The organism is Salegentibacter mishustinae (assembly GCF_002900095.1).
GTDB classification, from domain to species: Bacteria; Bacteroidota; Bacteroidia; order Flavobacteriales; family Flavobacteriaceae; genus Salegentibacter; species Salegentibacter mishustinae.
In genome coordinates this window covers 373,148-385,370 of sequence record NZ_LLKN01000002.1, presented here as the reverse complement: position 1 = coordinate 385,370, position 12,223 = coordinate 373,148, and the positions used below count along the sequence as shown (strand labels likewise).

At 37.6% G+C, this 12,223-nt stretch carries 9 protein-coding genes; 5 read left to right on the top strand and 4 right to left on the bottom strand.

From position 1 onward, the window contains the following. Positions 1–43 precede the first annotated feature (43 nt). Positions 44–649, bottom strand: a complete 606-nt coding sequence (locus APB85_RS04675; RefSeq protein ID WP_057481035.1) for a DUF998 domain-containing protein — start codon at positions 647–649, stop codon at positions 44–46. A 521-nt stretch (positions 650–1,170) separates the two neighbouring features. On the opposite strand from APB85_RS04675, the gene APB85_RS04670 reads away from it, so the two are divergent. The 4 genes from APB85_RS04670 (at position 1,171) to APB85_RS04655 (ending at position 4,695) form a co-directional block, all read left to right on the top strand. Then, positions 1,171–1,431: a hypothetical protein gene (locus APB85_RS04670; RefSeq protein ID WP_057481036.1), complete on the top strand. Its 261-nt coding sequence runs from the start codon at positions 1,171–1,173 to the stop codon at positions 1,429–1,431. Positions 1,432–1,513: 82 nt separating this feature from the next. After that, positions 1,514–3,655, top strand: coding sequence for a glycoside hydrolase family 97 protein (locus APB85_RS04665; RefSeq protein ID WP_057481037.1), 2,142 nt, complete (start codon positions 1,514–1,516; stop codon positions 3,653–3,655). A gap of 170 nt (positions 3,656–3,825) precedes the next feature. Further along, positions 3,826–4,197, top strand: a complete 372-nt coding sequence (locus tag APB85_RS04660) for a VOC family protein (protein WP_057481038.1) — start codon at positions 3,826–3,828, stop codon at positions 4,195–4,197. 27 nt (positions 4,198–4,224) lie between these two features. After that, on the top strand, positions 4,225–4,695 hold the full coding sequence (locus tag APB85_RS04655) for a hemerythrin domain-containing protein (RefSeq protein ID WP_057481039.1): 471 nt from the start codon (positions 4,225–4,227) through the stop codon (positions 4,693–4,695). Between the two features lie 37 nt (positions 4,696–4,732). Here the strand turns inward: APB85_RS04655 and APB85_RS04650 are convergent, their stop codons facing one another. From APB85_RS04650 to APB85_RS04640, 3 genes are all read right to left on the bottom strand, one after another. Further along, a complete protein-coding gene (locus APB85_RS04650; RefSeq protein ID WP_229792227.1) occupies positions 4,733–5,962 on the bottom strand; it encodes a hypothetical protein in 1,230 nt (409 codons plus the stop codon). 202 nt (positions 5,963–6,164) lie between these two features. Next, positions 6,165–9,755, bottom strand: coding sequence for a hypothetical protein (locus APB85_RS04645; RefSeq protein WP_057481040.1), 3,591 nt, complete (start codon positions 9,753–9,755; stop codon positions 6,165–6,167). Between the two features lie 128 nt (positions 9,756–9,883). Next, a complete protein-coding gene (locus tag APB85_RS04640; protein ID WP_057481041.1) occupies positions 9,884–10,333 on the bottom strand; it encodes a nucleoside deaminase in 450 nt (149 codons plus the stop codon). A gap of 98 nt (positions 10,334–10,431) precedes the next feature. Here APB85_RS04640 and dxs point away from each other — a divergent pair, with 98 nt between their 5' ends. Beyond that, complete coding sequence (dxs, locus tag APB85_RS04635) at positions 10,432–12,210, top strand: 1-deoxy-D-xylulose-5-phosphate synthase (protein ID WP_057481042.1); 1,779 nt, start codon at positions 10,432–10,434, stop codon at positions 12,208–12,210. Positions 12,211–12,223 lie beyond the last annotated feature (13 nt).

Sequence of the window (12,223 nt, the reverse complement as noted above, 5' to 3'; positions counted from 1 at the left end):
AAAGTAAATATTCCTTAATTAATTAAGGTTGAATTTATCGGGATTAACTTTTTTCAGTCTTCCTATAAGCATAGATCAAATTATAAGAGACTGTACCCAGCCAAATTACGATCAGGGCGCACACCAAGCGTTCGTAGGCACCATTTATAGAATCTGGCACTAGAGGTAAAAGTGGCGCAAGAACCAGCCATAAACCTGCAATCCAAAAAGAGAATTTTTTAAGATAAGGTTTTAATGATTTTAGATCAAAACTTATTAGAAGAACAAGTGCGGGGAATAGAAGGGCCAGGGCATAAACTAGCTTGCGATGTATTTTATCACCCGGTCTTCCGGCATACTGGTTATGTTCAGCGATTAAGATGAGGTCTACGCTTATTAGAACAAGTATAATGAGGCCTATAATCCATTTTGTGCCGGAGCTTTTCCAGCTATAAAATCCAATGGCAAGCGCAAGAAAACCAATAGCCAAAATATCTAATCCCAAATCCTGGATCCATCCATATTTACCTATGGCCAACATGCTAATCGTGTTTTTAATGGGATTATGTGCTTCATGGAGTGCAATTCCAATAAGATCGGTTGCCAATACAGCTACACAGCCTAAAATACCAATAACTCCACAGGTTTTGTAAATGAATTTCTTACTCAAAGATGATTTTTTTAATTCGGAAATTGGAAAGCCTTTGAATAGGCTATAAAGTAAACTACCTCAGAGCAAGCTCGCGAAGCATTATTATTTAAAAATATAATTTGATTTCGAGGCATCCCGATGTTTTGGTACAGCTCATTTAATCTCGATTATGGAGTAAAGTTAATAAATTCCCTGGAACAGAATATTTGCTTAATGGGAGTTTATAAGCTGATAAGTTGCAGTTAGGATTGTTTTAAGCGATTTAGAACCTTAAAAAATATGCCATAAAAAAAGGGGGATTGACTTTCATTTCAGAATTGCCCCCTTTGTAACCCAAATATATATAGCAAAAATAGATCAGTTCAGTTCTATTTAAGTTAAACGAAGGTCAAGTAAATACTAAGTTTTTATTATGAGAAAGCATTAGAATTCAACTTAACATTTGCTTAAAAACCAAGGGCTAAGCCTTAATTTTTAAATAACATATCTCACGATGGTTCCGTCTAATTTTGCATAAAAATAATTGTAAAAAATTGATTATGAATTTAAGTGAAAAGAACAATTTAGCTTTGGATACCTTAAAGTTTCCTGTGCATTACGATGCGAAGCAACAAACAATTTGGGACGCCAAAGGTTTAATGGTTTGCGATATTCGTGGGTGGGGAAAAATCCAGTTTATGAATAAATCTGAAGATCGCCAGGATGCGATAGGCGAATTAATAGCAAATTTGCTGAACAAGTATCACCGAAATGAAAATGCTAAGATTGACGAAGAGCTTTTCAAAATGTTAGCTTCTTAAGAATAGTTTCAGAACCTTTAATTTCCTCGAAAAACATAAAACCTTACTTTTGTGAATTCTCACATAAACAAAAGTAGATTTTATGAAAAGTAGATTAATATTAAGCCTGCTATGCCTGGCTGTTTTTGGAAGTATCCATGCACAAAGCCTGGAATCTCCAAATGGAGACCTGGAGATGAATTTCTCTCTTCAGGAAGATGGTACTCCGGTTTATAACCTGGAGTTTGAAGGACAAACTATTATTGAAAACAGTAAGCTTGGCTTAGAGTTAAAAGAAGGGAAACCTCTTACCGCTAATTTCAGCATAGAAAACACCGAAAAATCTACTTTTAACGAAACCTGGACACCGGTTTGGGGTGAAGAAAGTGAGATTGAAAATCATTATAATGAACTTGTAGTTCATTTAGATCAGGAAGAGTCAGAGCGTAAATTGGTTTTACGCTTTCGTCTATTTAACGACGGACTCGGGTTTAGGTATGAATTTCCGCAGGACTCCAAGCTCGGGCATTTCGTAATTTCAGATGAAAAGACCGAATTCGCCATGACCGGAGATCACACTGCTTTTTGGATTGCCGGCGATTATGATACCCAGGAATACGATTATACCGAAAGTAAACTTTCAGAAATAAGAGGCTTGATGGCAGAGGCGGTAACCGCCAATGTTTCTCAAAAATCATTCTCACCCACAGGAGTGCAAACTTCTTTGATGCTTAAAACCGAAGACGGCCTGTATATTAATTTACACGAAGCCGCTTTACTGGATTATCCCGCAATGCACTTAAACCTGGACGATGAAACTATGGTTTTTGAATCCTGGTTGACACCTGATGTAAATGGGGATAAAGCCTATATGATCGCTCCCGGAAAAACGCCATGGAGAACAATAATTGTAAGTGATGAGGCAAAAGATATTCTTTCCTCAAGAATCACTTATAACCTAAATGAACCCAGTAAGATTGAAGATACTTCCTGGATTAAGCCCATGAAATATATGGGCGTTTGGTGGGAAATGATCACAGGAATGAGCTCCTGGGATTATACCGATGAATTTGCTGCAGTAAAACTTGGTGAAACCGATTTTGAAGCTGCTGAACCTAATGGGACCCACGCCGCAAATACCGAGAACGTAAAAAGATATATAGATTTTGCATCAGAACACGGTTTTGACGGCTTACTGGTTGAAGGCTGGAATGTAGGCTGGGAAGATTGGTTTGGAAATTCTAAAGATTATGTGTTCGATTTTGTTACGCCTTATCCAGATTTTGATGTAGATGAAATTAGAAAATACGCCAAAAGTAAAGACGTGGAAATGATTATGCACCACGAAACTTCGGCTTCGGTTAGAAATTACGAAAGGCATTTAGATACGGCTTACCAATTCATGAAAGCCAATAATTATAATGCGGTTAAAACCGGTTATGTAGGCGATATTCTTCCGAGAGGGGAAAATCATTATAGCCAGTGGATTGTTAATCACTATCAATATGCCCTCGAAAAAGCTGCGGAATATGAGATTATGATCAACGCGCACGAAGCTGTTAGACCAACCGGAATTGCCAGAACCTGGCCAAACCTTATCGCCAATGAATCGGCTCGTGGAACTGAATACCAGGCCTTCGGCGGAAATAAACCAAATCACGTTACCGTTTTACCTTTTACACGTTTAATTGGCGGGCCAATGGATTACACTCCAGGAATTTTTGAAATGGATATCAGTAAACTGAATCCAGAAAATAATTCTCACGTAAATAGCACGCTGGCAAATCAATTGGCTTTGTATGTAACAATGTATTCGCCTTTACAAATGGTGGCCGATTTGCCTAAGCATTATGAGCAGTTTCTGGATGCATTTCAGTTTATAAAAGATGTAGCTATAGATTGGGAAAAAAGTGTTTACCTGGAAGCCGAGCCGGGAGATTATATTACGATTGCCCGAAAAGAAAAGAATGGAAATAACTGGTTTGTAGGTAATGTAAACGGACTTACCCCAAGAACTTCTGAAATTGAATTTGATTTCCTTGAAAAAGGGAAAACTTATATCGCTACTGTATATGCCGATGCTGAAGATGCGCATTATAAAGATAATCCGCAGGCCTATGAGATCAAGAAATATAGGGTGAACAGCAAGTCTGAACTCTCACAAAAATCTGCTCCCGGTGGAGGTTATGCGATAAGCATTATGGAAGCCAGCAAAGATGAAGTAAAAGATCTTGAAAAGCTGTAATTAAAAAATGTATTACTGTATAATGTAGATTGTATACTGCAAAAGCTTCAATAATATGAAACCCTCGTCAATTTGGCGGGGGTTTTATTTTATTATAAATCAAGAAATAATTTATAGCTTTATCAAGGAAGCTTAGCTTTAGTTATCAGAATAATTTAAAAACAAGAATTATGAAATTAGGTGCATTTTCAGTAAGTCTTAGCGTGAAAGATCTTAAGGCTTCAAAGGCGTTTTATGAAAAGCTGGGGTTCCGGGTTTTTGCCGGAGATTTTGAAAAGAATTATTTTATTATGAAGAATGGAGATTCCTTAATTGGTTTGTTTCAGGGGATGTTCGAAAATAATATTCTCACTTTTAATCCGGGCTGGGATGCCAGTGCCAATAAGTTAGATGAATTTGATGATGTTAGGGAAATTCAGAAAAATTTAAAAGAGGAAGGAGTGAGTTTTGAAAGCGAAGCCGATGAAAATACTTCGGGTCCCGGAAGTTTCGTGGTTTTAGATCCTGATGGCAATGCAATTTTGGTAGATCAGCACGTATAAATCTTTGTTATTTCAACTTTTCATATTATGATACCACCAAAAGGCAAACCTATAAAAAGGCATAAAGCCATTCAGCCGCTAAGCAGGGAGCACCACCAAAGCCTTTTGTTATGCTGGAATATTAGAAAAGGTATTGAAAAAGGAATCGAACCGCAGCGAATTAAAAATTATACCGATTGGTTTTGGGAAAACCAGTTAGAAGAGCATTTTAAAATTGAAGAAAAATATGTTTTTCCAGTTTTGGGTGCTGAAAATGATTTGGTAAAACAGGCGCTGGAAGAGCACGAGCATCTTGCCTCATTATTTCTTCAGAAGAATGAAATAGCGCTTACATTGGAAAAGATTCAGAATGATCTGGAAGGCCATATCAGGTTTGAAGAGCGGGTGCTTTTTAATAAAATCCAGGAAGTAGCTTCAACCGAAGAACTTCAGCATATTCAGGAACACCACGAGAAAGAAATTTCCTGTGGCCTTTGGGAAGATGAATTCTGGGAATAACTTTCAGCATTAAAGTCCGCATGACATTAATGAACAATTAGGCAGCTCTTGCCAATGGTTTTCTTCCAGTCACCTCTTGTTTTAATCTGAAAACGGTGTCTTTTTCGTAAGCCAGGAAATAATAAATCACAAAAAACAAGAAATACATGATCATAGATTTCTGTCTTAAAATTATTCCCAGGTTAGACATTACAAAAGTCATTGCGAAAGAGGTGGTGAAAAATAAGATCAGGCTTAGTTTTACGTGTCCCGGTGCTGTTTTTAGAAATCCAAAGAAGCTCTTTTTAAACAACTTTCCGAACAACAGTAAATAGATAAAATTCTCTATAGATACGATCACTCCAAGAATTCCCGGCGCATCAAAAAATAAAGGTCTAAACCAAAACGTAAAGAACTTTTCAATAATTGAGTAGTCAGTCATTGGTACTCCTGAAGTCGCATTATCCAAATCTTTCGCCCTGTTTTCGGTAAAAGAAAGAAAATCGGCGATTAAGTTTTGAGAATTTCCAAGGTTTACTACTTCAAGAATTTGCTTGTGAAAAAGCAATAAAACGCCTGTAATGGCCCCCACGAAAATGGCTTTTTGCTTTAAGCTTATCTGGTTCTTATTTATAAATATACTCAACATCCCTGCACCGGCCAGTAATAAGAACATATGTGGTCTAATGGCGAATACCAGGAGTGATCCCAGGCTTAAGCTAATAATCCTGTTTTTGGGTTTTCTAAGTGCATAAGCAAATAACATTAATCCCAGAAAAATAGGTGCGCCTTTGCCTAAAGAAGCCGTCCAGAAGTGCATATTGGGTAGGAAAAGAATCAGTACTAAAAAATCTATTTTTTTGAATATTTTGATATTTATCGCAATGTTTTCTTTGAAAAATAAATAGGCGTAAACAAAGCCCATAAAGCCAATCCAGCTAAAAAGCAGCATCATCATTTCGTAACTGAATCCGAAGAAATTAATAAACGGATAGGAGATAAAATCTATAAAGGAAGTACCGGTTTCTAAAAAGCCGTCCCAGGTTTTACCTTCTTTCCCCGGTACTCTAAAATACCTTTTAGAATCGGATGGGTTAAAGAACGCATAGGTATAATAAATTCCGGCAAAGATTAGGTGGTAATAGAACAATTTATTCATCAGGTTGGCTGAGAAAAAATCGTGCTTTTCACTAATCTTTTTAAAAATATATTGATTCAACAGGTGCAAAAACGGAATAAGCATTATCGCTTGCAACAGGTTATGAATAAGGTTTATATCTGGAGACATTTTTATATCTATTTATCTCCTTAAATCCAATTTCCTTACCTAAAATCTTAAATTATAATAGCTTAGGGTTTAGCGTTAATAATTAACTGAATTTTAGTGTTTTACGCTAAATATTACTTGAATTAATAATTTCTTTAAGTTTAAAACTATTTGTTTTCCACAATAGTGTTTCCACAGGTGTGTGGAAAAAAGTAGTATTTTTTTAGAATTTGAACCCGAAAGTGAAGGTTAATCTTCCCCCATCGTCACCATAATAATATCCTGTGTTTGCGGTAAAAGCGCTAAAGCCATTAATCCAGATAGATCCACCATAATTATTTCGCCATTGTTCTGAAGTGGAACCTTCAGCCCACACACGACCGTAATCGAAGCCTGCGCTTACCCCAATTTGCAACGGAATGAAATTCGTTTTAAATCGGCTTAGCCCAACTCTAAGATCGGTAGAATGGTAGAAAGATTGTTTCCCATTAAAACGTTCCCATCGGTAGGCTCTTAAATCTGAATTTCCCCCAAGAATGGCTCCATCGTAATATTCGTAATTATCACCAAAAATAACTTTTCCACCTATTTTGGTGGCCAGAACAGCGATTCCGCTTTCGTGTAATGGATAATCTATGGCTAGAGACGGACTTATATAGGCGAATTCATTATTGTATTCGTCAATATTAGTTTTGTAACCCGTGGTAATATCTGCTTCAAATCCGCGAGCAGGATATGCCGGGTTATCCCTGTTCTCATAATGATAGTTTAATTCCCCACCGGCATAAAGCTGCTGATTAAAAAGGTCGTTCTCTTCAGAAAAAGCATCGGCTATAAAACGTTCTTCGTCATAAGATACTTCCTTAGATTGTATCATTGGCTTTACGTAAAAGCTTCCGCCAGATTTTCCCCGCCAAATAAGTGATGGTGCAAACTCCCATTGCTCGATCCTTACACGGTTATAATCACGCCCAAAACTGTCTCGTAAATTTTCTGATTCTATGCCTTTACCAAAGTAGTTTAAAGCAAAATTAGGGCTAGTATAACGAGCATCTATTCCAAGGTTCCAGTTATAAAAAATATGTGCGAACTCACCCCTGTAGCCTACCTCGAAGCCATTTGTGGCAAAATAGTAAGAAGCATCAAAACTATGTTGTGTGTTAAACGGATTATTAGTTAACCCGTAAGTTGTGTAGGTGTCTTTTAGCCCAAGGGAAAGTCCTTCGTCACCATTATAGTCTACATGAGGCATAATTTTATTCTCACTTTGCTTGCGCTTATCTGGGTCGTAGGTGTTGATCTCGTAATCATCTACCAACCATTTTTTAGACTTTGGATTTGTAATGGTGTTTTCCTTGCTTTTATGATCGTACAACTTAATTTGTCGAGTATTTTCAAAATCGTAAATGTCATTTTCTTCCCCGCCAATAACATTTATTCTAATAAGATTTTCTCCATCCGCGGTAACTTTAAAAGTATCATCACCATCAAGCCCGTAGACCCAAATCTCATCGGTAGCTTCAGAATTATAAGATTTACTGAAGACTTTTTTTCCATCCTCATTAATCATCTCTATAGCAGTAATACCGTTTTCTTTTCTTACAATATTAAAAACATCATCTTCCTCGGTTCCGGAGAATACCTGGAATTCCTGGAGGTAGTTGTAATACCGCTGAGCAATGTCGCCTAAATTATCTCTCCTGGCCTTAAGGTGTGCTTTAATATCTTCTATGGTTTCATCCTGAACTGCTTCGGGCAAAGCTTCAAAAGCAGTTTCTATTTCTTCGTTGGTAAGTTGAGATTGAATAAATTCTACCTGCTCCTGCCAATCTTCCCAATCAGAAGTTTTCAACAATCGCTGGTCTAAAGGATAACCAGAAAGGTTAAACCATTTTACGTTATCTACGTTATCGTCGTAGGTTTCCATTTTTCTCACAATTGGCAAGCCCAGTTTCACTAAGTCTGGAATAAAACCGTCGTAATTTGGGAATGCAAAGTCCCTATCCCTTGGGATTGGTTTGTAAAATTTGGTGCCATCGCTTTGAGTATGCAAGGCCCATCTCCATTGGTCATAATGCCTATCCCAATCACCAATTAGCATATCTACCAATCGATTTTTTATAAATTTTTCTTCATCTGCCTTTATATTTTTAGACTCTCTTAATTCTGCTAAAAGATCTCGAGTACTAATGATATCTTCAGGGGAACCAAATTTTTCAAATTCTTTATTTTCATCACCTACATGAGCTTCAAGCATATAAAGTTCATTTCCATATTCATCATTATTCAGTCCGAGCGCTTTTTGCTTTGGGATATAGAATATTTGTGGTTTACCGGCATTTATTTCAAGTAAGTCGTTAATGTGTTTTAAAGAGTATCGAGCATAAGGATGCGCCGTGGTAAAGAGATCTAAAGCATAGCGTTGTGCTACTGTATTTTCTATATAATCCTTTATATAATGATCTTTTATAGCTGCAGATTGGAGGAAACGGGTAGCGCTTTTCTTTAGTGCGCGTATGGTGAATTCGTTTTTGTCGTCTGCAATAAATCGCAGGGAACGCGATTGCATACCACCACCTTCTTTTAGCGGTTCAAGGTTACCGTCTAACGTATCAAGAAATAGTACAGGAGCTTTTATTTTTGTACTATAAACGTCCCTGTAAAAATCTCCAAAAAGCGATTTATATAAGCCCGATTTATCAGTTTCTTCTTCGGTGTAAATAGAAGCACTAATGGTATCCCCAATTTCCTCTTTTGTTTTAAAATCAATTTCATCCCAGTTAGGTTCGTCGCTTTTAATCGTTTTGCTGAAAATGGGATTTTCGTTATTTTCTATAGTGAAGAATTCAACCAGCGTTTGGTTATTTTTATAGAGTTTTAATTTAGCATAACCACTTTTAGTAGTCCCAAAGTGTTCATTTTCTTTCCTAATGCTAAGTTTTTCGGGCTTTCCGGCACTTCCGCTTATAATTTGTGGAATACCGTCGTCTTCTAAAAATTGAAGATTTTGATCTTTTCCTGAAACAAACACCACATTATCAAACTGGCTGGCCAGAGTTTCTAACCTACCTCGCAAATACCTATGCTCTTTATTTTGATAATCCTGTGGAGAAAAACCTCCAATCTTTTCGGTAAAAGATCTTTTTGAATTGCTCATTACCGGGTGTTGCATAGATACAATGATAGTTTTTCCGTGTGCATCTTTAATATCATCTTTAAACTCTGCAAAAAAGCGTTCCCTGGTTTTTATATCACATTTAGCGTTCATATTTGGGTGTTCGTCCCAGTTTTCTAAATACCATTGGGTGTCTACAGTTACCAGAATTACCTCTGGGGAGATTTCTTCACTTTCTATAGGGCAACCATCATCTGGCCAAACTTCTGTGTTAGACTGGTTATCCTGAAGAAAAGATTCCAGATCATCTATTGCGTTCTGTCCCTGTTTTGTCCATTCGTTTTGCCCGGGAGTAAAAACTACGGTTCCATTAAATTCCTGAACGGCATTTAGTAAATTTTTTTGCAGAAATTGTTTCTGGGTCTCACGCTCGTTTTCGTTCTTAGCAAAGCCTTTAGGCGGAAGAAAATTCCCTGGCACTAAAAGCGTTGCTTCCTTATCTTTTTTAGAAGCTTCTACAATAGCTTTTAGGATTTTTTGACCTTCACCGGTAAGATCGTTTCCAATATTTCCTGCAACATAAAAAGTATGTTCCAGGGATTTAGGTTCTTCTTTGCCGGGAGTAACCTGCGCAGTTGCCGTTATTCCTGTAAATAAGAAAAGAAGTGTAAGTTTTAAAAATTTGTGAATATTTCCCATATAAGCGTAAAACGAAAATTATTTTTATAGAATGTCAAATTTTTGAAAAAAAATGTCGTTTAGCAATAGCTTTTAACGCATTATAACACTTGGTGTTAGCAAGTCTTTAACGTTAACGGAAGGTTTACTTAGTTCAGGTTTCTTCTTTCAATAAAGAAACGCTTCAATAGAGAGGAAGCTTCTTCTGCCAGAATACCGGATTTTACTTCGGTTTTAGGATGAAGTTTAACCCCGGTTTTACGATAACCGCGTTGCTCGTCTTCTGCAGCAAAAATAAGTTTCGAGATCTGGCTCCAGTATAAAGCGCCGGCACACATTTGGCAGGGTTCCAGGCTAACGTACATGCTGCAATCCTTTAGATATTTCCCGCCAAGAAAACTGGCCGCAGCAGTTATGGCCTGCATTTCAGCGTGAGCGGTAATATCGTTAAGGGTTTCGGTGAGATTATGACCGCGCGCAATAATTTGATTATTGATCACTACAACAACACCTACAGGAATCTCACCTCTTTCAAAAGCTTTTTCGGCTTCTTCCAGGGCTTTTCGCATAAAATATTCGTCGTTGTAAGGCTGTAGCATTGAAGATTAATATTTCTGCGGAAAGATAAAAATTATAAAATTAGCTTCTGAAGAAATCCTTGTAAGAAATATCTTTTCAAAGCTTAACTTTGCTTACTATGGATCTCAATATTTTAGAAGATATACATTCACCTGAAGATTTGCGAAAACTTCCGCCAGAAAGATTACAGGAAGTTTCAACCGCGCTGCGTAAGTTTATTATAGACATAGTAGCCACCAAAGAAGGGCATCTTGGTGCCAGCCTGGGGGTGGTAGAATTAACTATTGCCTTGCATTATGCGTTCAACACTCCTAAAGATCTCCTGGTTTGGGATGTAGGTCACCAGGCCTACGGCCATAAGATTCTAACGGGTAGGCGCGAAAATTTTCATACCAATAGAAGATTAAACGGAATTAGCGGATTTCCAAAGCGGGAAGAAAGTGAGTACGATACTTTTGGGGTAGGGCATTCTTCAACCGCAATTTCAGCAGCGCTTGGAATGGCAATTGCTTCAAATTTACAGGGAGAATTCAGTAAACAGCATATCGCTGTGGTGGGAGATGCTTCTATTGCCAGTGGAATGGCCTTTGAAGGATTAAATCACGCGGGAGTGACCAAAGCTAACTTGTTAGTAGTTCTTAATGACAATGCTATTGGGATAGACCCCAGCGTTGGAGCTTTAAAACAATACCTAACCAAAGCAAGAGTAGGTTATAAGCCAAAACAAAGCAATATTATTGAAGCCTTGAATTTTAAATATTTTGGTCCGGTAGATGGGCACGATATTACCGGGTTGCTGGAAGTTTTTGAGCAAATGAAGCAAATTGAAGGTCCAAAATTTCTGCACGTAATTACTACTAAGGGGAAAGGATTAAAAAAAGCTGAAGAAGACCAGGTAAAGTATCACGCCCCCGGGAAATTTAAACCCGATACCGGTGAACTTTTAACTTATGATACCGCCGGCCTTCCTTTAAAATACCAGGATGTTTTTGGATTAAGCCTGGTAGAATTAGCAAAGAAGAACGAAAAAATTATAGGAATTACTCCCGCAATGCCTACAGGAAGCTCCTTGAAGTTTATGATGCAGGCATTTCCTGAAAGAGCATTTGATGTGGGGATAGCCGAACAACATGCAGTTACGCTTTCAGCAGGGATGGCTACCCAGGGGTTTGTGGTTTTTTGTGCTATTTATTCTACTTTCCTCCAGCGCGCCTACGATCAGGTAATTCACGATGTCGCATTGCAAAAACTTCCTGTTGTCTTTTGTCTGGATAGGGCAGGACTCGTGGGAGAAGATGGCGCCACACACCACGGTGTTTTTGATATCGCCTATTTAAGGTGTATTCCAAATATTATTATTGCAGCTCCAAGTAATGAAACTGAACTAAGAAATTTGTTATATACCGCGCAGCTTGATTTAAAGCTTCCTATGGCAATAAGATATCCAAGAGGAAGAGGAGTTCAAGAAGAGTGGGAAACCCCTTTTGAAGAAATAGAAATAGGAAAAGCCCGCTGCTTACAGCAAGGAGATAGAATTGCTGTATTAAGTATTGGCAATATGTTGCAAAACGCCACCAAAGCTATAAAAAAGGTAAAAAACGAAATGATAGGCCATTATGATATGCGTTTTGTAAAACCTCTAGATGAAGAGGTTTTGCATTCTGTATTCAAAAAATATAAAGCGATTATTACTTTAGAAGACGGCGTAGTGACCGGAGGTTTTGGTTCTGCGGTTTTAGAATTTGCCGCAAAATACGATTATAAGGCGAAAATTAGAAATTTAGGTTTGCCAGATGAATTCATCGAGCAGGGAAATATAGATGAGTTACAAGAAATTGCAAAAATTAACGTTCAATATATTGAGGAAGAGATAGTCTCTCTTGTTCAAAATCTTTAGTTTTGCAATTCCG

Coding starts and splice junctions, on each gene's coding strand:
- APB85_RS04670 (WP_057481036.1), top strand. CDS start 1,171: ATGAATTTAAGTGAAAAGAACAATTTAGCTTTGGATACCTTAAAGTTT.
- APB85_RS04665 (WP_057481037.1), top strand. CDS start 1,514: ATGAAAAGTAGATTAATATTAAGCCTGCTATGCCTGGCTGTTTTTGGA.
- APB85_RS04660 (WP_057481038.1), top strand. CDS start 3,826: ATGAAATTAGGTGCATTTTCAGTAAGTCTTAGCGTGAAAGATCTTAAG.
- APB85_RS04655 (WP_057481039.1), top strand. CDS start 4,225: ATGATACCACCAAAAGGCAAACCTATAAAAAGGCATAAAGCCATTCAG.
- APB85_RS04650 (WP_229792227.1), bottom strand. CDS start 5,962: ATGTCTCCAGATATAAACCTTATTCATAACCTGTTGCAAGCGATAATG.
- APB85_RS04645 (WP_057481040.1), bottom strand. CDS start 9,755: ATGGGAAATATTCACAAATTTTTAAAACTTACACTTCTTTTCTTATTT.
- APB85_RS04640 (WP_057481041.1), bottom strand. CDS start 10,333: ATGCTACAGCCTTACAACGACGAATATTTTATGCGAAAAGCCCTGGAA.
- dxs (WP_057481042.1), top strand. CDS start 10,432: ATGGATCTCAATATTTTAGAAGATATACATTCACCTGAAGATTTGCGA.